23 protein-coding genes are annotated in these 23,031 nt (G+C 45.0%); 4 read left to right on the top strand and 19 right to left on the bottom strand.

Translation table 11 applies throughout. The features are described 5' to 3' along the window. Positions 1 to 6: 6 nt before the first annotated feature. The 17 genes from D9Y29_RS09475 to D9Y29_RS09395 form a co-directional block, all read right to left on the bottom strand. Positions 7 to 894, bottom strand: a complete 888-nt coding sequence (locus D9Y29_RS09475) for a glycosyltransferase (protein ID WP_127127380.1) — start codon at positions 892 to 894, stop codon at positions 7 to 9. Between the two features lie 8 nt (positions 895 to 902). Then, on the bottom strand, positions 903 to 1,751 hold the full coding sequence (locus tag D9Y29_RS09470) for a glycosyltransferase family 2 protein (protein WP_127127378.1): 849 nt from the start codon (positions 1,749 to 1,751) through the stop codon (positions 903 to 905). Between the two features lie 15 nt (positions 1,752 to 1,766). Continuing rightward, positions 1,767 to 2,597 (bottom strand): glycosyltransferase family 2 protein, encoded by an 831-nt coding sequence (locus D9Y29_RS09465; protein ID WP_127127376.1) that lies wholly within the window; start codon positions 2,595 to 2,597, stop codon positions 1,767 to 1,769. 23 nt (positions 2,598 to 2,620) lie between these two features. Next, positions 2,621 to 3,175: a GNAT family N-acetyltransferase gene (locus D9Y29_RS09460; protein WP_127127374.1), complete on the bottom strand. Its 555-nt coding sequence runs from the start codon at positions 3,173 to 3,175 to the stop codon at positions 2,621 to 2,623. Then, a complete protein-coding gene (locus D9Y29_RS09455; RefSeq protein WP_127127372.1) occupies positions 3,172 to 4,131 on the bottom strand; it encodes a hypothetical protein in 960 nt (319 codons plus the stop codon). The genes D9Y29_RS09460 and D9Y29_RS09455 overlap by 4 nt, the downstream gene beginning before the upstream one ends. Further along, entirely contained in the window at positions 4,128 to 4,835 is a 708-nt protein-coding gene (locus D9Y29_RS09450; RefSeq protein ID WP_127127370.1) for a WbqC family protein, read from the bottom strand. Before D9Y29_RS09450 ends, D9Y29_RS09455 begins: the two co-directional genes overlap by 4 nt. A gap of 2 nt (positions 4,836 to 4,837) precedes the next feature. Then, entirely contained in the window at positions 4,838 to 5,917 is a 1,080-nt protein-coding gene (locus tag D9Y29_RS09445) for a DegT/DnrJ/EryC1/StrS family aminotransferase (protein ID WP_127127368.1), read from the bottom strand. 38 nt (positions 5,918 to 5,955) lie between these two features. Beyond that, the gene (locus D9Y29_RS09440) at positions 5,956 to 7,752 is read right to left on the bottom strand and encodes an ABC transporter ATP-binding protein (protein WP_127127366.1); all 1,797 of its coding nucleotides are present in this window, start codon (positions 7,750 to 7,752) and stop codon (positions 5,956 to 5,958) included. Between the two features lie 6 nt (positions 7,753 to 7,758). Beyond that, positions 7,759 to 8,604: a glycosyltransferase gene (locus tag D9Y29_RS09435; protein WP_127127364.1), complete on the bottom strand. Its 846-nt coding sequence runs from the start codon at positions 8,602 to 8,604 to the stop codon at positions 7,759 to 7,761. Positions 8,605 to 8,637: 33 nt separating this feature from the next. Continuing rightward, the gene (locus tag D9Y29_RS09430; protein WP_127127362.1) at positions 8,638 to 10,968 is read right to left on the bottom strand and encodes an exopolysaccharide transport family protein; all 2,331 of its coding nucleotides are present in this window, start codon (positions 10,966 to 10,968) and stop codon (positions 8,638 to 8,640) included. Positions 10,969 to 10,974: 6 nt separating this feature from the next. Next, entirely contained in the window at positions 10,975 to 11,763 is a 789-nt protein-coding gene (locus D9Y29_RS09425; RefSeq protein WP_127127360.1) for a polysaccharide biosynthesis/export family protein, read from the bottom strand. 34 nt (positions 11,764 to 11,797) lie between these two features. Further along, positions 11,798 to 12,793, bottom strand: coding sequence for an SDR family oxidoreductase (locus D9Y29_RS09420; protein ID WP_127127358.1), 996 nt, complete (start codon positions 12,791 to 12,793; stop codon positions 11,798 to 11,800). An 11-nt stretch (positions 12,794 to 12,804) separates the two neighbouring features. Beyond that, positions 12,805 to 14,091, bottom strand: a complete 1,287-nt coding sequence (locus tag D9Y29_RS09415; RefSeq protein ID WP_127127356.1) for a nucleotide sugar dehydrogenase — start codon at positions 14,089 to 14,091, stop codon at positions 12,805 to 12,807. Positions 14,092 to 14,136: 45 nt separating this feature from the next. Next, positions 14,137 to 14,631: a transcription termination/antitermination protein NusG gene (gene nusG, locus D9Y29_RS09410; RefSeq protein WP_127127354.1), complete on the bottom strand. Its 495-nt coding sequence runs from the start codon at positions 14,629 to 14,631 to the stop codon at positions 14,137 to 14,139. A gap of 271 nt (positions 14,632 to 14,902) precedes the next feature. After that, positions 14,903 to 16,156, bottom strand: coding sequence for a hypothetical protein (locus D9Y29_RS09405; protein WP_127127352.1), 1,254 nt, complete (start codon positions 16,154 to 16,156; stop codon positions 14,903 to 14,905). Positions 16,157 to 16,656: 500 nt separating this feature from the next. Further along, a complete protein-coding gene (locus D9Y29_RS09400; RefSeq protein WP_127127350.1) occupies positions 16,657 to 17,151 on the bottom strand; it encodes a hypothetical protein in 495 nt (164 codons plus the stop codon). Positions 17,152 to 17,167: 16 nt separating this feature from the next. Then, positions 17,168 to 17,461, bottom strand: a complete 294-nt coding sequence (locus D9Y29_RS09395; protein ID WP_127127348.1) for a hypothetical protein — start codon at positions 17,459 to 17,461, stop codon at positions 17,168 to 17,170. A gap of 281 nt (positions 17,462 to 17,742) precedes the next feature. Here D9Y29_RS09395 and D9Y29_RS09390 point away from each other — a divergent pair, with 281 nt between their 5' ends. Further along, entirely contained in the window at positions 17,743 to 18,108 is a 366-nt protein-coding gene (locus D9Y29_RS09390; RefSeq protein ID WP_127127346.1) for a cupin domain-containing protein, read from the top strand. A 122-nt stretch (positions 18,109 to 18,230) separates the two neighbouring features. Further along, positions 18,231 to 18,638, top strand: coding sequence for a hypothetical protein (locus D9Y29_RS09385; RefSeq protein WP_127127344.1), 408 nt, complete (start codon positions 18,231 to 18,233; stop codon positions 18,636 to 18,638). Here D9Y29_RS09385 and D9Y29_RS09380 read toward each other — a convergent pair. Both D9Y29_RS09380 and D9Y29_RS09375 read right to left on the bottom strand, forming a co-directional pair. Continuing rightward, positions 18,629 to 19,702, bottom strand: coding sequence for a fatty acid desaturase family protein (locus tag D9Y29_RS09380; RefSeq protein WP_127127342.1), 1,074 nt, complete (start codon positions 19,700 to 19,702; stop codon positions 18,629 to 18,631). The genes D9Y29_RS09385 and D9Y29_RS09380 overlap by 10 nt on opposite strands. Positions 19,703 to 19,820: 118 nt before the next feature. Then, complete coding sequence (locus tag D9Y29_RS09375; RefSeq protein WP_127127340.1) at positions 19,821 to 20,381, bottom strand: helix-turn-helix domain-containing protein; 561 nt, start codon at positions 20,379 to 20,381, stop codon at positions 19,821 to 19,823. 125 nt (positions 20,382 to 20,506) lie between these two features. On the opposite strand from D9Y29_RS09375, the gene D9Y29_RS09370 reads away from it, so the two are divergent. Then, positions 20,507 to 21,397: a bestrophin family protein gene (locus D9Y29_RS09370; protein WP_127127338.1), complete on the top strand. Its 891-nt coding sequence runs from the start codon at positions 20,507 to 20,509 to the stop codon at positions 21,395 to 21,397. 48 nt (positions 21,398 to 21,445) lie between these two features. Further along, entirely contained in the window at positions 21,446 to 22,981 is a 1,536-nt protein-coding gene (locus D9Y29_RS09365) for a B12-binding domain-containing radical SAM protein (RefSeq protein WP_127127336.1), read from the top strand. The last annotated feature ends 50 nt before the right edge of the window (positions 22,982 to 23,031 follow it).

Here is a 23,031-nt window from a genome sequence, read left to right as displayed (position 1 = left end):
TGAACTTTAGTTTATTGATGACCGTTGTTTTGATTCAAAACGAAGTGTTTGCGGATCGAGGGTTTTTCCTGTTTTCCCCATCAATCCGTGCCAGATACCGGTAAGCCTTAGCCTGGTCCTTTTCATCCTGTCGGGCGCATAGATAGCTGCAGCAGCCAGCAATTTTATTTGCAGATAAAAATATCCGAGTAAGTTCATGATGGAAAAGTATTGGCGGATGATCAGCAGGTGGTTCCTCGCGGAATAGTAACCTCTCCACAGGGAGGACCTTGTAAAACCTGCCTGTCCGCCAAGCAGCAGCCGCTCATCGGTCCCATTGTGCAGCACACCTACCCTGTACCCATGAAAATGCAGGCGTATGCTGTATTCATGGTCCTCACACATCATAAAGAACCTTTCATCAACAATACCTACTTTTTCAACAACGCTTGTCTTTATAATGGCTCCATCGATCATGGCATAAGCAGCCGGCTCAACAACAGCCATTCCGGGCAACGGCACTTTTTTGCCGAAACGGATATTGGCCCCTTTCAATCCGAGCATATCGAAATGGTTGCTTTGGATGTAGTGCAATAATTCCTCCAATGCCTGTGGCGCATAGAAAGTGTCATCGTCAAGCACCCAGAAATAATCGAAGCTTTTACCGGCAAGGCCATAAGCCATTCCAACGGCAATGCCGCCGGCTGGTCCGGCATTATCTTCGAGCCGGATGGAATGAATATTCTTTTTGTCTGACAAGGAAGCCAGGTAATCGCCGGTGCCATCGTCACTGTTATTATCAATGATCACAATGAGCGAAGGCTGGACCGTTTGCCGGAGTACATGTTGCAGGGAGCGTTGCAGCACCTGCAACCTGTTATAGGTGACCATGATTGCACAAACATGAGACTGCATAAAAGAATTTACAGGAGGGTATATTTTAGAACACGGAAATAATTGATCAAACGCCGGGGATGATAACGGATGGCCAGCATCAGGTAATGAAGAGACTCCAGCCTCCTGTTCAATTTGTAACAGGAATAAGCAATGGAGGCATAAACATTGCCTGCTTCTGCAGGATCATGCAACCGGATGAACTTAAGGTGCTTCTGAATGAACTGAATGCCTCCTTCCCTTCTTTTCTTCCAGTTGGTCCTTATCCGCTCCCCTTCATGCACATTGATCTGTAAAAGATACTGCTCAACAGGAACAGCTTTCAGGCCGATCATTTCCAGCAGGGTCAGCAAACGGTAACCGAGATCGGTTTGTATATTCGATCTCAGGTTTGCATCGTAGCCCTGGATGGCCCTGAACAGATCGGAACGGATAAAAAGAGATCCTGAGGTGAACTTCAGCATCATATCACGGCCAAAGAACCTGTACCTTTCCATGCCTTCCTTTACCAGTTTTCCATCCGGAAAACGCCGGATAGCGCCCACACAAACAATTCCCGTATCGGCCTGCATATGACTGGCTGCTGTTTCAAGCCAACCAGGAAAGGCAGTATCATCACTGTCGAGAAATGTTATATAATCGCCTTTTGCAAAGCGGGCCCCATAGTTTAAACTGTCTGCCTGCCCGGTATTCTCCTTCCTGAAATATTTGATCCGCCTGTCTTGAAGGAAAGGCTCCACTGCCCCTCCAGTATCATCTGTGGACCCATCGTCTACCAACAGCAGCTCCCAGTCTGTACAGGTTTGATCCTGTATACTGCGGATAGTGTCAGGTACAAGAGCAGCGCGGTTATACGTTGGTGTTATAATAGAGATCATGCCGGTGAGTTTATGTCAGCTTAGAAGTATTTTGAATACATTGAGCAATTTTCCCTTTCTGATAAATTGTTTGATGTACATTATCTTTCTCCTGCGGATCTCTTTTTTCAATTCTTTTTTATCATTTTCATCAAAGCAGGAGGCCTGCAGCATTACCCTCCTGGTTTGAATGCTCTGCAGATACCTGTAGATCATTTTTCGGGAAGAGAATATGCCACCCGGATGGGTCCTGTAGTGTGCACCAACGAATCCCAGGTCTGCGGCTTCTCCATAATGGGCCAATAGCCCGAAAAGAAACGTATCACCACTAGCCACACGGTAAATATCACCGGGAACAAAGTCAAAACATTTTCTGAACACAACAGAGAGTGTGGGAATGCTGATATGAAAGATATCAGTTGCCTTATAGTTGATTATTACGTCAGATGCTTTATCAATATGCAAGACCTGCCCGTTCTCATCCACGTTGGCCACTTTGTGAAAGCAGAATGAATGTTCCGGGTGTTGCTCCAGGAATACGAACTGCTTTTGCAATTTGTAAGGGTCTGTCCAGTAATCATCCCCTTCACAAATAGCGATATATTTTCCCTGCAACCGTGGATAGCAGTATTCATATCCATTCCTGGCGCCGCCCACATTGGAGGAGTGGAAAACGGGTTTTACTTCTTCAGGGAAAAGGTCTGCATATTCCTGCACAATCATCCTGGTTTTATCAGTGGAGCAATCTTCCCCGATCACAACTTCAAAGGGAAAAGTTGTTTGCTGCATCATAATACCTTCGAGGCATTTCCTGATAAATTTTTCATGATTATAGGTGATAACGCAAACGGATAGTAGTGGTTTCATACAAGTTGATTGAGGCCCGGACCCTAAGTGGATCTTTCGCGGCCGGACTTCACTTCCTTCTTCAGGTGTTGCTGACGGTTATACATGGCCCTGGTAAATTCAATGCGGGTAAGCATCATATCTTTAGCCACATCATAAAAGCTGCCTGTTTCCTCGAACCCTGCATTCAATCCCAGGCGAATGGCAGCCAGGTTGGAAGGATTCACATAAGAGTATATGGTATCCAGGGCTATTTCATTGAATCCAAATTCGATGATCTGACAAATGGCCTGATAGGCACGGTCTCCTCCCCAGAAATTGATATCTCCGATGAATATATGCATCTGCGCTTCGCCCTTATCAATATCCGTGAAGAAGATATTTCCGATATACCTGTTGTTGTTATGGCAACAAATGGCGAATCTTTTTTCATCCGGCCGCTGCAATACTTTCATGATCCATTCCATTTCGATCTCCGGCGTAATATAGGTAGTAGGCCTGGTACCGGTGAACCGCCAGATCTTGGGGTTATTACGCCACTCATAGGAGATCAATGCATCAGCGGGAACCAGTGGCCTGATATAGACTGCATCATTCATAGCAATGAAGAAAGTTGGTTTATAATACGGAACATATCTACTGAAGTATACCGGTGATCAACGGGCAGGGGTAACAAACGACTGCTTAATGACCGCTCCCATTCATACCCTCTGCCCTTCCTTTCTATCACCTCCTCCCAGAAAGCCGGCAGGAATATTTTCTTTTCATTCAATAACTTCCTGTTGATGTTCATCCTGGGGAAAAGAGGATACATCATCGGTACGCCTTCCCCTATGGATGCATCCCTGAAAAGATGGAAAGACCAGAATGCATTGTGAAGACGGTGATAATTGGATAACCGCATTTCAGCCACCATTTCATAATCCACCCAGGATAATAAACAAGTAGTGAGACGCGACATCTTCTCCAGTTCCGCACCGGTCCTTAGTTCACTTTCCACGTAAAACGGGTAGCCTTCCTCAACAAATCCATTAAAGCGCTTTAGGAGGTGCGTGACCTCGTACTTTGTATTTGCTGGTCCGGAAAATTCGGGCGACTGATCTGAAGGGGTATACAGGTAAGAGCCATCCGGCACTCCGAAGAACTTCCTGCAAGAGTTGAAGAACCAGGAACGTCCGTTCCCTTTCATAAAAAATGCCTGGGAACAATCCACGATGAGCCTGTTGCCATATCTCTCTGAAAGTTTTTCTACAAAGGGTCTCTTCAGGTCCAGGTAATTGATGTACACAAAGAATTCATTGTTGTTGAGATAAGGTAAGTTGAATGGTTCCAGGTTTTCGTCAACGGCATAGAACAGGTACCTGACACGAGCCATTTCAAAAGACTCCAGGATCCTTCCGCAGGTGTAGAAAGGGATGTATACCAGGTCCGGCTTCAGGAATGAAAGAATGAAATGCAGGGAAGCCCTTCCGGTCTTAAACGTAAGCGAAGTGTTGTGATATTTGTTGGGTCCTTCCTGTAATTCAAGACCAAAATAGCCGCCGATGGGGGTCATATCAATTCAAACTCGTTTAGCATTTGCTTTATTTCCGAAGGATGATTGAACATCATTACATCTATTACGGAAAGTGCAGGCATGAAAGGCTTGTTCAGTTGTGGATACTCCCTTAATCTTGGGTTTACAAAATGCAACCCCAGGTTATTCGCACTAAATCGCTCTTTCTTGTACAATTGAATACCTCCGGGAGGATTGTAATAATGAAGCGCGTTCAACTGCCTGCAAATGGTGATGGCCCAATCATCGGTCACTTTTACATTGGAATAATCCAACTGAAGACGGGAGCTGATTTCCACGTAAAAAGGGATTCCGATATAATTACAGACAGCCTGAATGCATTGAGCATTGAAGACTGTTATATCCTTTTCCTGGCTCAACAGGCAGGTCTCCAACAACCGGATCACCTCTTTATAATAGGGAGCGTCCTTTTTATAGATTTCCAGTTGCCTGAAAATAGTGGCAGGCCATCCATCTACATCCGCAACCTTTACCATCCGGATCGGATCCCTGCTTCCATGCCTCGCCACAGGCAGGATGATATATTGCGGATTTCCATTGCAAGACAAAATCCTGTTCCGGTTGATCCATCCATGACGGATATATTGCACATCATCGCAGAGAATGAACCTGTCTACCGAGGCGATCAGTTGAAAGTACCCTATATAAGGGAAAAAATAGGGTTGCATGATGGCAATCTTCATGATTAATAATTCTGCGCCCTGTATAAGATCCGGATCACGAAATTCACTTCTTCCAGGGACAGGTTATAATGCATCGGCAGGCAAATAACACGGGAAGAAACACAGGCGCTGACCGGACAATCATATTTATCTACAAAACTCAGGGTATGAAGCGATGGATAAAAATACCGCCTGGGAAATATCAGGTTGGCATTCATGTATTGTTCGATCTTCCTGACCAGTTCTTCGGAAGGCAGCAAAATGGGCAGGTAAGCATAATTGAATTCTGTATGCTTTTGAATGGTCTGAAGTGATTTCTCCAGGTCAGCCAGGTGTTCAACATAATAGAGATATAATTGCTTTCTTTTTTCCAGCACGTCATCCACGTATTTCAGATTGGCCAGTCCCATGGCCGCATGGAACTCTGAATTTTTTGCATTGATGCCCACGCAGGCGAAATTTTCCGGTCCATCGAAACCGAAATTCCGCATGTACGCTATTTTCTTCAGCAATTCTGGTTGCGGTGTAAATACTGCCCCTCCTTCAATAGTATGGAAGAGCTTGGTGGCATGGAAACTGGTAGTGCTGATATCGCCGTAACTGAAAACCGATTTCCCTTTATATTTTGTACCGAAACAATGTGATGCATCGTAGATCACTTTGAGTTGATGGGCTTCAGCAATACTGTCGATGGCTTCAATATTGCAGGGGTTCCCGAAAACATGGGTAGCCAGGATAGCACAGGTATTGGGATTGATGGCTGCTTCTATTTTCTCCGGATCGATATTCAGGGTATCAGGTTCGATATCCACGAATACCGGTTTGCAGTTCTCCCAGATAGTGCTGCTGGTTGTTGCAATGAAAGAAAATGGCGTGGTAATGATCTCCCCTTTCAGTTCCAACGCACGGATGGCCAGTTGAATGGCCATAGTGCCATTATTTACATACAGCAGGTGGGGCACATTGAGATATCTTTTCAACCTTAATTCAAGTTCATTCACCAATGGTCCGTTATTGGTGAGCCATTGCCGCTGCCAGATATCTCGCACATATGACTCATATTCTTCCACTGGCGGAAGAAATGGCCTGGTTACCGGGATCATGTATACTATGGATTAATGTGGTTGTGTAGATTATTTTTTCACAGGGCGAATGTCTGCAGTGACACGAGCTTACGGAAACGGATACTCGATTCAAGCATTTCCGAAAAAGTTCCGGAAGCCACCACTTCCCCGTTTTCGATCAGGTAAATGACATCCGCTTTGCGGATGGTTGAAAGACGGTGAGCGATCAGTACCATGGTAAACCTGCCGTAGAGGTTCTCCATATTCTCCTGTATGATCTTTTCGGTTTGGGAATCCAGTGAAGAAGTGGCTTCATCAAAAATCAGGATATCCGTATTCCTGTACAGTTCCCGCGCAATGGAGATGCGTTGCTTCTGGCCTCCTGAAATCAGGATCCCATTATCTCCCAGTATGCCGGCTTCCTTTTGCGGATGCGCTTCTACCAGTTGTGTAAGGGAAGTCATTTTTATCACTTCAAAAAAACGTTTCCTGTTTTCGGGACTGGGCTCATCCCAGAATGTGATATTGTTAAAGATCGTATCATTGAAGATCACTGTTTCCTGCGAGATGTAGCCCACTCTTCGCCTGTAGCTATCCAGGTTGTAACTGGTGAGCGGAATATCATCTATAAGCACCTGCCCTGAATCGGGCTGCACCAGCCCCGCCAGCACATTGGCCAGGGTGGTTTTGCCTGCGCCACTTTCTCCTACCAGCGCGATGGTTTTCTTAACCGGGATGAATAAATTGATGTTCCGCAAAACCTTCTTTTCCTGGTAAGCGAGAGAAACATCCTGTAAACTGATACCGGCGTTGAAGCCAGTGAAAGAGCGGTCACCCTGCTGTTCACGGAGAGATTGCATTTTTCCCATCATCAGGGCAACCGCATTCATTCCACCGATATTTTCAATAAATCCCTGCCAGTTGTTTTGTAAAGTCACCAGGAAATTAAGCGCCCGGTAAAAAAGCAATAAGCTAAGCAGGATCGAAGTCAGGCTTGCACCCATGAAATTCACCTGCAGTAAGATCACCAGGCTGACCACTACAATGATCAGGGGTTCTTTTACGGCAGTGGTTATTGCATTCATATTTCCAATCCGCCGGTTGATCTGTTCTGTTTCAACGATCACCGTATTCAATTTCTTCGTATATCGCTCAAATGAATTGGTTGACTTCAGGTATTTGAAATACAGCGTGGCCTGGTTGATGAAGCCATTGAAATCGCTTCCCTTGCCGGATAGTTCAACGGAAGCTTTCTTGGTAACTTTGTAGATCCTCCTGTACAGAAGATTGGATAGCCCTGCCCCGATTGCCACCAGCACGGCAAAGTGAAAATTGGACACAAAGGCAAGGAGCATATAGGTCAGCAGCATAACGGAAGACTGGGCTGCATCGAAATAGAATTTCATCGTTTGAAAAAGTCTTTGTACATCCACCGTCAAAGTATGATGGATCTCTCCTGAATCAAAGCTCAGGAAACCACTGTAGGGCAGCGCCTGCAAACTATCCACCAGGGACAAACGAACTTTCCGGATAAAGAGCTGTCTCAGCCGGGCATAGTACCTCATCTGCAGGTAACGGACCAGGCCTTTTCCCCAGAACAACAAAACCATCGCCAGGAGAATGGAAGTAACGTTGAGAGGCATGCCCGCCCAATGGATAAGGTCAGTAAAATACCTGGTGATATTGCTGCCGGCCATCGTTTTATCAGCAGGGTCCGCTACGGTCTGCAAAAGTGGTATGAACATTGCCAGTCCTATTCCATCCAGCAGACTGATCAGCATACTCAACAACAGGAATACCAGCACACTGTTTCCTGCAATCCTGTAATAAAAGAGAAAATAGCCCCTGAAATTATTACGATAAGTTTTTTCCATACCTTTTCATATAGTGAAGTAGAAATACAATATCCTGAGGCAATTAACCGGCTGCCCTTTCTTGATGAAGATCTTCACATATAATTTCATCCTGTACATTAATTCCCTTTTTATCTCCCTTTTATTTTTTCTATCGAAGTAGTCCGACCGTTTCATCCATTTCCTGCATTGGATGGCCTGCTTGTATTTATTCAGCTGACTCAGCCGGTTGTATAAGCCGCCGGAATGTTTCCGGTAGCAGCCGCCCGTAAATCCAAGGTCGGCGCCGTTTCCGTGCGTGGCCAGCATTGCCACAATGAAAGCATCGGTGCTTTTTACCAGGAAGAATTCAGAAGGGAAGTGATGCAGGCAGTTCCTGAACATCAGGGAAAGCGTTGGCACAAAAACATGGTACAACTGCGCCGGTTTGAAATGCGTTACGGTTGTGGCCGGTTCTGTTTCTTCAATAAGGTGGCCGTTCTCATCAACTGTATTGATCCGGTGAAAGCATAGTACGTAATGATTATGCGCCTGCATGAAATCCACCTGCTTCTGCAACTTTTTTGGATCCATCCAATAATCATCTCCTTCGCAGAGTGCAATATAAATTCCATCGCAGGCCAGCAGGGTCCGGGCAAGATTTTCATTCTGCCCGTAATTTTTGTCGGAAGGCAGTAACCTGATCTTCGCCGGATACTTTTTTTCCATTTCCTGGCAGATCGCTCTTGTGTTATCGTCTGAGCGATCCTCACCAATCACCAACTCGATGCTGAACCTGGTTTCCTGCATCATTACTCCCTCAATTGCCTCCTGGATGAACTGTTCATGCCGGTAAGTGCTCATACAAATACTGACCATTGGCCTTGTTCTCATTCCTGAAAAATCTATTCTTTCATTCCAGTCTGATCAGGCAATCCTGAGCTTTTGTTTTTTTCGTCCTGCTTTCCTGTGGTATCCGTACCCATATCCGTACCCCAGCACATCATTGAACCCTTCCTTCGGCCTGATGCCGTTGATCACAATTGCAGGAGCAGGCAATTTTTGTTCAGTTGCCATTTGGTTCAGGCGGGCAATGGAAGAGCGCAAGGTATATTGATGCCTTACCACAAATAAAGTTGCGTCGCAGTAGCTTCCCAGGTTGAGTGCATCCGACACGGCTTCTATTGGTGGAGAGTCTATAATGATATAATCGAACTGCATCCGCAGGTGCGCGAACAAATTTGGCAGATGATCGCTCATGAGCATTTCAGCAGCATTCCCCTCTGCATCGTTTCCGGCGGGAATGAAGTGCAGGCTGGCATGATCAGGCAAGAGGAAATCCACCTGCTCCACGGTAGCATTACCAGCCAACAACTCTGCAACGCCGGGTTTTTCGCGGTAGCCAAGCACATCAGACAAACAGGGATTGCGCAGATCGAACTCCAGCAATACAACTTTCTTATTCACCATGGCCAAAGCCTTAGCCAGGTTAAGACTGATAAAACTTTTACCTTCTCCGCTTACGGTAGAGGTAACAAGGAATAATTTCTTACTACCTGATTTATTGAGATAAGCCACATTGGTTCGAAGGGTCCTGAACTGCTCGGCCAATGGAGAATAATGTTCAGTCCATACGGGAGGCATGCCATTCGATTTCACGAAAATGATCTCCCCGGCAACAGGCAATTTGGTGGCTGCGTAAATATCTGTAGCCGTTTCTATTTTTTTATTTACCAGGAAGGTGACCAGCAGCAACATAACGGGGAGGATCAACCCAATAGCGAACCCTGCACTGTAGATGACGTAAGGGCCCTGTCCCTGCACCCTGCTGGTGCGCCAGTCAACGATCCTTGATCCTGCCATGGCTGCAGAAGCAAATTCCATATTCTTGTCTTCCTTCCGTTGCAACAGGAATACAAGCAAGGTTTGTTTGATATTCAGCAGCCGGTTGACCTGGATATAGTTCTTTTCTTTTTCCGGTAAAACAACAAACTTGTTTTCCGTACTGTGCTGCTGGGATTGCAGGAATTTGTCGTTAGCCCTTAATTCCTGCCGGATTGCAGCCACCCTTCTGATGATATGCTGCCTTGTTTCTGCCAGTCTCGCATTCACCGGCTCCAGGCGGAGATCCCGGGAGGTGCCCTGTGAAAGGATATCGTTCTTCTGAAAAACCAGGTCATTGTATTTTGCCACCAGTCCCTGCAGGTCTGCATCCTGCAATCCGGGTACATTGATCCTTTCTTCCGCCTTCCCACTTTCAAGGTTCAGCTCTACCAACCTGAGCAGGCTCTCTTTGTATTCATTTTCACTTCTCCTGGTATCGATGCCTGAAAGGTTCACCAGTAATTGTGCAGCAGAGGATGATACATCATTGACCTTATTACTGACCTTAAAATTCTTTACATAATTCTCCTGGCTTTCCAGCTCTTTGTCAACAGCTTCCAGCCGCTGGTCAAGGAAAGCCATTTCAGATTGAAGCGCCTTGTTCTTGAAAAGGAAATTGACATAATCGTATTCATGGATCAATACTTCGGCCATGCGTCTGGCCCGTTGCGGCAGTTCATCACTCATGGCTACCTGCAACATTCCTGAACCACCCTTTGGCATTGGGGCCACCTGCAATTTGGCCTGGCAATTCCTGATGGCCTGTTGCCTGGTCAGTACATGGAGCAGGTAGGTCTTTTTTACCGGCAATCCTGTAACGGCAGAAAGATAGAATGTATCCGTTGCCACAATCAACGGACTGCCGAATATACCATTGTAAGTTTTCTTTCCCGCTTGCAACTCATATCCGGATGCTCCTATACTGAGCTTGTATTCATCCCTGTTCTGAACAAGCGGATCTTTCTTCACCGAGATGCTGAAGGGTAGTTCCTGCAGGAATACCGGTTTGTGCTTAACGCCTGTTTGCTCTGTCAGCTGCAGCTGGAGCTGCAGGGAATCCACCAGTTTTCCGATCAGTTCGGAAGATTGCAATTTGAAGATCTCTCCGTTTACATCCGGAATATTCCGGTCGCTCCTTGTTGCGGGCGTGAAAGGCGTTGCGCCTAATGTATTGTCCACTTCATTAGACCTGATCTGAAGAAAAGCAATCACCTGGTATATTGGTGTGGAATAACGCAAAAAGCAATAAGCAGCTGCCATAAACAACAGAACGGAGGCAAGGATCCAATACCAGTTCCTTTTTAGTTTAAGCAGGAAGACACCGGTTTCAAATTTTCTTTTTTCTCCGGCCCCAAACGCAGATTGTTCTTCCATGTTATATTATTTTGTAACGGTAATGCCCAGGGTCACAACACTCAAAACAAGTGTTACCACTGAAGCCAGCACACTGAAATCCTCTTTGAATACACTTCCTTTCCTGGTTTGTACAATGATCACATCGTACGGTCTCATATTGAATATTTCCTTGTTAACCAGGAAAGCCTTATCGGTAAGATCGATATTGGTGATGGTTCTATCCCCGTTGTAATCCCTGTAAAGCTGTACCTTGAACTTCTTGCCGGAATAAGGCAGGTCGCCCGCCGCAGCCAGCGCATCGAAAATGGTATTCTTTTGTAAATTCAGGTTGTACATTCCCGGGGCACGCACTTCTCCAATGACAGTAACGGGAAAAGAGCCGAAGCTTATCTCAACAAATGGATCTTTCAGATAAGGATCTACCAGACCGGATAATGTGGCTTTCAGTTGCCTGATCGTATTGCCCATCACTTTGATCTTTCCCAGAACAGGCAGTTCTATATTACCCTGCAGGTCTACCGTATAGCCAGGCATCGGAGCGGGCAGTGAGCTTCTGGAAGAAGGTGATCCGGTCAACATGGCATTGTTCACCTGTTTATTGAATGCAGTGGCGGCCTCCGGGGCTTTTGCACTGAAAGAGATATTCAGTACATCTCCCGGCACCACAATTCTTTCCTCGGGTATCACCGGAGGAAGATGCACAATGGTTGAATCAGGAATATTATTAAAATAATTCAGCTTTCTCGCCGGAGTACAGGCAACAAGGTACATCACCGGTAATGCGAGCAACAGCAAACTTGAATAACGGATCATTTCATTTTTTTTTATGGTATTGTTCAAAAAGACTTCAACGGGCAGGATGCAATGCCTCTTTATACCAATCAACGGCCATTTTCAATCCATGCCTGATCCTGATCTGTGGATCATATCCTATCAAACGGTTAGCTTTATCGATACTGGCGAGGCTATGCAGCACATCCCCTTTTCTTGCCTGACGGAATACCGGAGGAATATTACAACCTGTGATGGCACAGATATAATCCCATAATTGCAGGAGGGATGTTGATTCTCCCAGGGCGATATTGACCACTTCATGTGATTTCAATTCAGGCAGCAGCATGGCTTTGATATTTGCCTGTACTGCATTGGCCACATAAGTGAAATCCCTGGAGGTATCGCCAGTGCCGAAAATGATGGCAGGCTCATTGAGCAATGCCGCCTGTATGTAAAGGGGGATCACCGCGGCATAAGGCCCCTGCGGATTTTGCCGTGGGCCAAATACATTGAAATAGCGGAGACCGATGGTATGAAATCCATACAGGGAAGAAAATACCGAGGCATACAGTTCATTCACTTTCTTGGTGATGGCATAGGGCGACAAAGGCTCACCTGTTCTATGTTCCACCTTCGGCAACTCCTGGTGGTCACCGTATGTACTGGAACTGGCTGCATACACCATTCTTGAAACGCCTTCATCCCTTGCGGCCACAAGCATATTCAGAAAGCCGCCGATATTCACTGCATTGGTGGTAACAGGGTCCGTCACCGAGCGAGGCACCGATCCCAGCGCAGCCTGGTGCGATACATAGTCCATCCCTTTCACTGCCTGCCTGCAGATGCCTGCATCACGGATATCCCCTTGTATAAATTCAAAGGAAGGATGATACCTGAAAGTTTCCAGGTTGGCTTCAGAACCTGTTGACAGATTATCCATCACCCGGACCTTTGCCGCATGATGCAATAGGAGATATTCAACAATATGCGAACCTATGAACCCTGCGCCTCCCGTTACCAGGAATTTTAAACTGCCCAGGTCTGCTGTATGATATTTCGGGTATTGCATACTGTGAGTATTTATAACCGGGCATCCACCAGGCTCTTATCAAAAATTGATTTTACGTCGAACAATACACTGTGCCCGTTGGAAAGCTCCCTGATCATTTCATGACTGAATTGCCTGTGGGCCACCGTAACGATCACTGCATCGTACACATTTCCTTCGGGGATCTCCTGGACCGAACAGATCCCATACTCTCTCTGCACTTCTTCAGGATCGGCCCAGGGATCGAACACATCAACATCTATATGATAGGTCCATAAATACCTGACTATATCAATTACTTTGGTATTACGCACATCCGGACAGTTTTCCTTGAACGTGATTCCCATGATCAGGCATTTACTGCCGGAAACCTGGATCCCTTTCCTCACCATCATCTTGATCACTTCAGTGGCCACATAAGATCCCATTCCATCATTCAATCTCCTTCCGGCCAGAATGATCTCCGGATGGTAGCCCACTTCCATGGCTTTTTGCGCCAAATAGTAAGGATCAACCCCGATACAATGACCACCTACCAGGCCTGGTTTGAAAGGAAGGAAATTCCATTTGGTGGATGCTGCTTCCAATACTTCCTGCGTGTCTATTTGAAGGCAATTGAAGATCTTGGACAATTCGTTGATGAAAGCAATATTGATATCCCGTTGTGTATTTTCTATCACTTTGGCTGCTTCGGCAACTTTTATGGATGGGGCAAGATGCGTTCCGGCCTTGATGATGCTTGCATACAACTGGTTGACCCTGGCAGCAGCTTCAGGTGTTGAACCGGAAGTAATTTTTTTTATAAGGGTAACCGTGTGCTCCTTATCTCCCGGATTGATCCTTTCAGGACTGTAGCCTACAAAAAAATCTTTGTTGAACACAAGGCCTGAAGCCCGCTCCAGCACCGGAACACATTCCTCTTCGGTAGCGCCGGGGAATACAGTAGATTCGTAAATAACAATATCCCCATACTTCAATGCAGCGCCAACAGCACTGCTGGATTTTTTCAATGGACGGAGATCAGGCTTGTTATGCTTATCCACCGGCGTTGGAACTGTAATGATGTACACATTGGCATTCCGTAATGCTTCCGGATCTTTGGTGAGGAACAATCCGGGTTTACAGTTCTGAATATTTTTGATCAGCCCGGTAAGTCTTTCCCTGCTAATCTCCAATGTGCTGTCGTTCCCGTTCTGTAACTCTCCAAGCCGCCGCTCATTGATATCGAATCCGGTTACCGGATATATTTCAGCAAACTCTACAGCCAGGGGTAGTCCCACATACCCAAGACCAACAATACAAATACTCGGTTGTTCCATGACGTTATGTTATAAATTCAGTTTGATAAAAACTTTGAGAGGATATTATTTCCGCAGGTTGCTTTTTTCCATTTCCGCTACCAGCTGATAACCCAATGAGGGGATGGCAACTTTCACTGTTTTATGCAATACCTCTACTACGTCTCCGGTCATGTTCATGAATATTCCTTCCACTACCTGCACTTTGTCATGGACCCTGAAATCGATCCTTTCGGCTCTTACCTGTCTGAATTCCTTCAGGAACTGCCTTACGGCTTCAATTTCTTCATCTCTTATAATGGCAGGTCTCCGGCAGAACTGAACAAAGTCCACCACACCATCCAGGTCTCTCACCCAACTCATTTTGGAGGCGGCCAAACGGACAAACACATACGAAGTGAACAAGGGTTCGTGAATGATCTTTTTCCTGTCGCTCCATTGCCTTTGAACCATTTTGAGCGGACAATAGTGCTGAATGTTACGGAGTAATAATTGTTGGGCAACTTTTCGCTCCTGGCAGGGCCGCGTATACAGCGCATACCATTTTTCCAAATCACTCATTATGTCAGTTTTGATTGATGATGAGGTTAGCCAATAGCTTCGCTATTTCCTGTCACAGAGGAGTTGATCAAACAATAGAGGCTATTTACAGTGGGAAAACCACAACTGCATAAATACAAATACGAATGGGAGATACGGTATGATGAAACTTTACTGTTTCATGGAATAATTGGATGGCGAGAAATGTGAGCTACTAAAAATGTTGAGAGAAAAATACTATTGAATCAAGGTGGTACAAAATTGCATTATCTTCCACTTAATATTTCTTCCATTAATATCCATTAATTTTTTTTGTGTTACATTCTTCTCCACATAAGCTCAGAAAAGTATAGAATGAAGTGAATTTTGTTTTATTAACCAACACTTCTATTTTATCCCTGCATATTTTCTTCGCTGTGCTTTTTATTTCCAGTTGCATCAGTAAACACATCAGCATGAGATTAAGGAAGTCGGCTGCCAGGAGCGGCATGGGAGCGTCCAACAACTGGTGGCAAATGGATTTCGCCCTTTGTGAATTGATCTGGTGGGAAAAATATCCAGACACCAGCTTATACACAGCTATTGAAGTTTCGTAGTACATCTTATCCATCTTGCCCTTATAGTCAATTTTCAGACTTGTATTGTTCAGTATCTCATATGCTTTACCAAATTGACCTGCCAGCAACAAAGCCTCACCCAACAGGAATCGGGTATGATGATGGTAGCCGGGAGGGGAAGAGAAGTAATCCAGTTCAGGAATCGAGTTCAGTGTTTCAGCAGCATCAGGACCAGGGTTCCTGTTTCCATACACTTCATTCAGAACAAGTACTGCGTAATACCTGTCTATGATATGCGGTCTGAACTTCATTACTTCTGAATGGGGGTAGTTGATCAATATCTGAAAGTAATTGTTGAACAGCAAACTATCGTCCATGAGGAAATACTTGTAACAGAACATTGTGAGGATAAAGAAAGTTTGTTCCCTGTCGTTTGCATATAAAAGACAAACAGGCAAGGCATCTCCATAAGAACCAGCCAGTTGATCAACATACACCAATTGTTCAAAAAAGTATTTCCTGCCCAGGGGTATCCTGGCCATTTGAGCAAAGATCAGTTTGCTGAACACAAGGTCTTTTTGGATCAGGCTGTAAAGATTTTCTATTACCAGAAAAATCCCCGGCTCCTCAACAGCACTGACTTCTGTGTTTCCGAAAAGGCTATTGAGTATCTTATACAAATCATTGTTCTCCTTTCCGATATATGATTTGTTATCAGCAATGGCTTCTATATCGGAAAAAGCACCAAACCCGGCATAACGGGCCAGTGTATCCAATGTATTCAGGGAAGGATTGAAGCCGTTGGGAATAATTCCGAACAAGCGGTTCAATGTCTGAAGTGATAAAAACTCGCCGGTTGTAAGCCGGATGCTTTCCGTAAGTTGTTGGATATGTGAAAAGCTGGTACAAGGCAAATTCACTTTTCGCTTCACAAACTCCTTCAGGAACTCTAACGCTACTGGGTCAAATGTAGTGGGTTTTCTTGCCATAACTTACATTTAGCGGAACAGATTTTCAGGAAAGGGCATTAATCCCCCATTGATTGATCCAACTGCATGTACATGCAGGTGATCCACAATGCTGCCAGGGAATTGCTCCAAAAACAGAGGACACTTACAATTGATGAGGAGGTCAGGCGTTTCAAAATAATACGGACAAGAATAGGAATATTGTATCGAAATGATTACATGGTAGTATGCACGATCATAGTAAAATTAGAAAATTATAAAACGTAATTCAAGAGTATAGGTACTTATATATACTCGTGATTTGACAAACAAAAATAAAGTCGCCTTCATTCAAATACAATAACTCCCGTCAATCATTACATTAACAGGGGCAGGAATTTACCCGCCCTGATTGTATACTGACGTTGGTTTATTATCAATTCAGTATTCACAATAAGGCAAGCGTAATACTTTGCCTTCCGGACTGACAACCATCATGATATATTCTGATCTTCATCATTGGAGAGCTTTTGAGATACGGGTTACAAAATGCGCCAGTATAACCCAGCCAGGGTGATATCATCCATCTGGTTGGAGATATCGATATTACCGGAGTACCGGTTTGCATCGCCGGTGAAAGATTGCAGGAATGTTTTTACATGTTCAGTCAGACTGCTGTCGAACCTGCCATGCGTAAAGTTCTTGTCTTTTCTTGAAACTGCCATGTACACGATGCTGGTATTGTCCGGCCCCTGCTCCACTTTTGTATAGATATCTATTTTCTCAGAACTGATCTCAGGGAATACAACATCTTTATACATGGCTACATTGTTGGCCATTCTTTCCTTCAAACCTGAGCGTTCCAGGCGTAGCCTCAATGCTTCTCTCGCTTCCTTTTCAGGCCGCTCAACAGACAGCATTACAGTATGCCTGTTTTCTTTATTGAACAGTACAGAGGTATCGCTGGTTTGCGACAAAGCAACTGAGGCGGGAAAGCAGGCAACTGCCAAAAGCAGCGCTGTTCGTATTTGTTTCATTTTTGAATGTGTTGGATTAATTCTTTTTAGGCCTGAGTTTGCTCTTGGATATATATACATTATGGCCTTTCTTATCCACCCAGTAATATTTGGAATGCCTGTCGATATATATTGTTTGACCGTTGGGGCCAACCTTATCTTTATACACCTTATCTACCAGCGTCGCTTTTCCCTTGACAGCTATTTCCGCTGTTTTATTCGCAGATTTTTCAACAAATCCTGCCGTGTCTTTTTTCGCATTTTTCTGTGCGTTTGCCGAACAGACCGCCACCACCATCAACAACAGGACGAAACCAAAGATCTTTTTCATAATTTAAATTCTCCTTCAGCAAAGGTCTGCTCATTCAGCTACCCTCACGATATACAATTTGCTTTATATGTAGCAACATTCACACATTGAAGCCGCCGGCAAGGCAATGTGTGAATTATATAAAAGCAATATGGAATTCGATAACAAATGCTACTCTCCGTCAATCTATCTTTAATCAGGTTTTTCATAGGATATTGGATTATCTAAACGGGCTGGATTTCTATCCTGGCCCTTCAATTAAAACTTCCCAGTTGCTGAATCAATGAATCAAACTTTACACTATGGATAGTTCCACAGAAGATAATGCACCCTTCTCTCCTGAACTGGAAAGATCTAAAGCGCATATCATTGTAGAGATTCTGGAATACATACCTAATTCAGTGGGCACAAGAACCATTATCAGGAAGTCTACGGGCGATATCAGTATGGTTTCTTTTGATCATGGCGAAGGAATGAAAGAAAAAACAAGCCCTTTCGAAACCTTTGTTCAGGTTATCGAAGGCAAGGCAGAGCTTGTTATCGACAAACAGACCATTCTGTTGCACACTGGTGAAGGGATCATTATTCCTGCACACGCACCCAATCATATCGAGCCCAATGGCCGGTTTAAATTGATACTTACCACTATTAAAAGTGGTTACGAATAAAGAATGTATTAACCAGAAAATCACCTTTTCGCTTATTTCTTATAATGGCCACGACGAATGAACAACTGCTACCGGCGAGAGTCGGGCAGTTGTTATTTCCAAACCAGCTTTAAATCTGTAGCATGATTGATATAGAACAATTCCGGATCGGCAATTTTGTGCTGGTGGATAACAAACTACGTAAAATATGCAGCCTCAATATTAATGGAAAAGAAAAAGAAAAACTGATTGGCTTTGAGATGGATGGAGATGTTCAATTTGAAAATGCAGCGTCTGACAGGCTGGAGAATGTAAAGATCACCGATCAGTTACTGGTGCTCCTGGGTTTCACCTTCCATCCTTATTTCAGGTTATGGCAACACCACAGGCCTGAAAAGACCTATTCCATAGAATTGGATAATGATTATTTTCCGCTGGATTTTGCTCATCATCCAATTGTACAGCATATGCTCCATTTACACCAGTTACAAAATCTTTTCTACAGCATCCAGGGTGCAGAGCTGGCTTTTCAACCACAGCATCAGGCATAAGGGCGTCCCAGTTGCTTCATGAGGCGAACATGAGAATAAATAGCCTGCTGCATCGTAGGGTAGTAATTGTAAGGGAGCCCGAAAAGTTCACATTGCTGCCGTACTATCTTACTCAATGCCGGGTAATGCACATGACTGATCTGAGGGAAAAGATGATGTTCAATTTGAAAGTTCAACCCACCCACCAGCCAACTGATCACTTTGTTTTCAGGAGCAAAATCGGCTGTGGTGCTGACCTCGTGAGCAGCCCATTCCTGGGCTATCACTTTGGGACTTTCTCCAATGTACCCGAAAGTAGTTTTCTCTACCACATGCGCCAGTTGGAAAACAATGGACAAGGCAAGTCCCATTACCGCATGAACAATGAGAAAACCCGTGAGCCAGGGTTGCCAGCCAAGGAAATAAACTGGCACCGCTACATAAAAGAACAGGTACAACAATTTGCTTGTCCAAAAAACAAAATGCTGATGCAGGCCAATATGCCTGATCGGAGTATGGTGGATCTTACGGGTGAAGTACTTTACAAAATCCGTGCCCCACATCCAGTTTAGTGTGCTGATGGCATACAGAAGATATACGTAAATGAACTGGAAGCGATGTATGGGCCTCCATCGCTGCGTGGTACACATCCTTATCAGGAAGCTATTGGCAAGATCATCATCAATACCATCGATATTGGTATAAGTATGATGGATCACATTGTGCTTGATCTTCCAGATAAATTTGTTACTGCCCAAAGCATTCATGCTAAGGCCCATGAGCTCATTCACCCATTTTTTGCGGGAATAACTGCCATGACAGGCATCATGCATCACATTGAAAGCGATACAAACAAGGCACAATCCCAGCAAGACTGCCAGCAGGATCCCGGATACTCCGTGATAGTGCCCCAAAAGAAGGTAAACATACAGTCCAATGGCAAGTGGAATCAATATGAATGCTTTCAAATACAATTTCCAATTGCCGGTTTTTCTGAGGCGCCTGCTTTGAAAATAAGCATCCACCGATTTCTTAACGGCCTGGTAGAACAGGCGGTTACTGTTATCAAATGTTACTCTGGACATATGCTTTGCGATGGGTGATACAATAGACGATACCTGCTAAAGGTGATACAATTTGCCCGGAGCAGCGTTATAGGATTCCAGTATTATATCACATAATTCCCACTTTCCGGGAAGGCCATCAAAGCTCGTCCAGCATATTACGCCGCTGGGTTTTGATCTGTTTGAAATAGGAAGGAGTAAGTCCCGTTACTTTTTTGAATTGAGCGGATAAATGCGATACGCTGCTGTAATGCATCTGGAATGCAATTTCGGAAAGTGTGAGTTCATTGTAGACCAGCAGTTCCTTAACCCGTTCGATCTTGTGGGAAATGATAAACTTCTCGATGGTAGTGCCCTGCACTTCCGAGAAGATATTGGCCAGGTAAGTATAATCGTAATTCAATTGCCGGCTCAGGTATTCAGAGAACTTGACCCTTAGTGGTTCTTCGGAGTAATGCACCAATTCGATAATCACTTGCTTTATTTTTTGGATAAGCATGCTTTTTTTATCGTCCATTAGATCCAGTCCGGATCGTAACAGAACAGACCGGATCTCTTCCCGTTGTTCCGGGGTAATGGTTTCAAGGATTTCTGCTTCTCCCAGTTCCACTACAGTACAATGCAATCCAAGTTTTGTTAACTCATCCCTCACCACCATTTTGCAGCGAATGCATACCATATTTTTTATGAAGAGTTTCAAGGAGATCCGTGTTTATGCAGGCACATAAGGCAGTATGTGAAATTACTCATTTTTTAGCAAAGCCCGCAATTTACAGGCCCGCTACCGGTAAACCGCATTACCTGACATAAACCACCATCTGACCTATGTTACGAGAATCCAGGATCCCCATCAAGTATTCTTTCGGCATCATCAAATATGAGCTGATCATTGTTCTATTGCTGGGACTGGCAACCCATTTTGGAGCCTTTGAGCTGATGAGCACATTACCGGTGATGCCACTGGCCATTCCTGCATTCCTGGGCACTTCCATTTCGGTATTGCTTTCGTTCAAGATGAACCAGTCTTACGACAGGTGGTGGGAGGCCAGAAGGATCTGGGGAAGTATCCTGAACGATTCCAGAAGCCTTATCATCCAACTGCAATCTTTCACAGAAACCAAAACGCCTCTGATAAAACTGATCGGCTACCGGCAAATAGCCATGGGATATGTGCTGGGCAGATCATTACGCAGGCAGAACACGTTGCAGTACATTGCACACCTGCTTCCACTGCACGAGCTCACAGCAGCGGCCACACAAAACAACCAGTCACTTTTCCTTTTGCAGAATACTGCCAGGGATCTGCAGGAGCTTCGCCTGCGTAAGAATATCGATGTACATGCACATATCCACCTCCAGGAAACCATTATCCGTCTTACAGATTCCATGGGAGGGGTTGAAAGGATCAACAATACTGTTTTCCCTTCCACTTATCGGCTGGTGCTGCATTTCATCATTTACCTTTTTGTTATGACCCTGGCCATCTCACTGAAAGACATAGACAATCGCCTGGTGATACCATTGCTGCTGCTGATCTCTGCCGGTTTCTTTCTCATTGAGAAGGTTGCGTACTACCTGCAGGATCCTTTCAGGAACAGGCCCAGCGATGTAGCCATTACGGAGATCGCAAAGACCATAGAAAAAGATATAAGGCAATTATTGGGAGAAGAAGCTACAGCAACAGAACCCGAGACCAGAACATATTTCATAATGTAGCATGGCCCGAAATTTTTGCTGAATTATTAAACACGCAACAGTAATTCCATGAAGACGTTAAAGATCGGCATAATCGACCTCGTTTGCAAAGGCCCCAATAACACACTATGGGCTCAAACAATGCATGCAAACCTCGCCAGCATTATGCCCCAGGTTATTGCCACCTGGTGTGAACAGGAAGGATGCAAAGTTACTCTGGTCAGCTATACCGGAAAGGAAGACCTTACGAAGGAACTCCCGGATGGAGTTGACCTGGTTTTCATCAGCGCCTTTACCCAGGCTGCCCAGTTTGCCTATGCCCTGAGTAATTATTTCCATAGCAGGAAAGCAGTAACCGTACTCGGTGGTCCGCACGCCCGGTGTTATCCTGACGATGCCGTTACATATTTCGATTATGTACTCGGTTTTACAAACCGGGGTATCATTACTGATATATTGAACAATTGCAGCCGCCAGCAGCCCGTTGGGATATTCTTATCAGCCGCCAAACAAACAATAGAACTATCCAGTGTGGAAGAACGATGGAAATTCATAGAACCTACTTTGAAGAAAGCGCCATTGCTGAAATTTGTGCCCATGCTGGGGAGCGTAGGCTGCCCATATACCTGCCCTTTCTGTATCGATTCCACAGTCCCTTATCAATCTATGAACTTCCACCTCATCAAAACAGATCTGCAATTCCTGCTCACCAAATTCAAATCGCCCTGGATAGCCTGGCATGATCCCAATTTTGGCGTCAGGTTCGGGGAATACATGGATGCCATCTCCGAAGCCGCACCACCTGGAAGTTTCCGCTTTGTTGCAGAAAGCAGCTTATCCATTCTCACAGAAGATCACCTGAAAATTTTCAGGAAAAATGGCTTCAAAGCGCTGTTGCCGGGTGTGGAATCCTGGTACGAACTGGGCAATAAATCCAGGGCATCCAATATTACCGGCGAAGAAAAGGTGAACCGGATCTCGGAACATGTGAATATGATCCTCAGGTATATCCCCTATGTACAAACGAATTTTGTACTGGGACTGGACAGCGATTCAGGAGACGAGCCATTTGAACTGACCAAACGCTTCATTGACCGGTCCCCTGGCGCATTTCCGGGTTATTCACTGCTCACAGCCTTTGGAGAAGCTGCCCCACTGAATCTCGAATACCAAAAATTGGGCAGAGTGATCCCTTTCCCTTTCCACTTTCTCGACAATCACTCGGCCATGAACATCAAGCCCAGGAATTATGAATGGCTCGACTTCTATAACAAGGTAATCGATCTAACCTCATACTCGTTCTCTGTACGGGCGCTTTACCGCCGCTTTAAAGCCACGCCGGACCGGACACCCAAATGGATGAACCTCATGCGGGCCATCTCTTCAGAAGGATATGGAAGATTGAGATTCTACCAAAAACTCCGGCAAAAACTTACTGAAGACAAGGCCCTGAGACGCTTCTTCGATGGCGAATCCAACGAGATCCCCTCCTTCTATACATCCAACATCAGAAAAGACCTTGGAATATGGTGGGATTGGCTTCCAAAGAGCGCTTTGTTCCATAATGTGAATGCATTTATGCAAAAGAATCCTGCCTGTTCTTAACCAGACAGAATAAAAGGCATAACTTTAGATGGTAACCCCAACGCTTTGCC

This window comes from Pseudoflavitalea rhizosphaerae, from assembly GCF_003991355.1.
Lineage (GTDB): Bacteria > Bacteroidota > Bacteroidia > Chitinophagales > Chitinophagaceae > Pseudobacter > Pseudobacter rhizosphaerae.
This window is presented reverse-complemented; position numbering and strand designations above follow the sequence as displayed.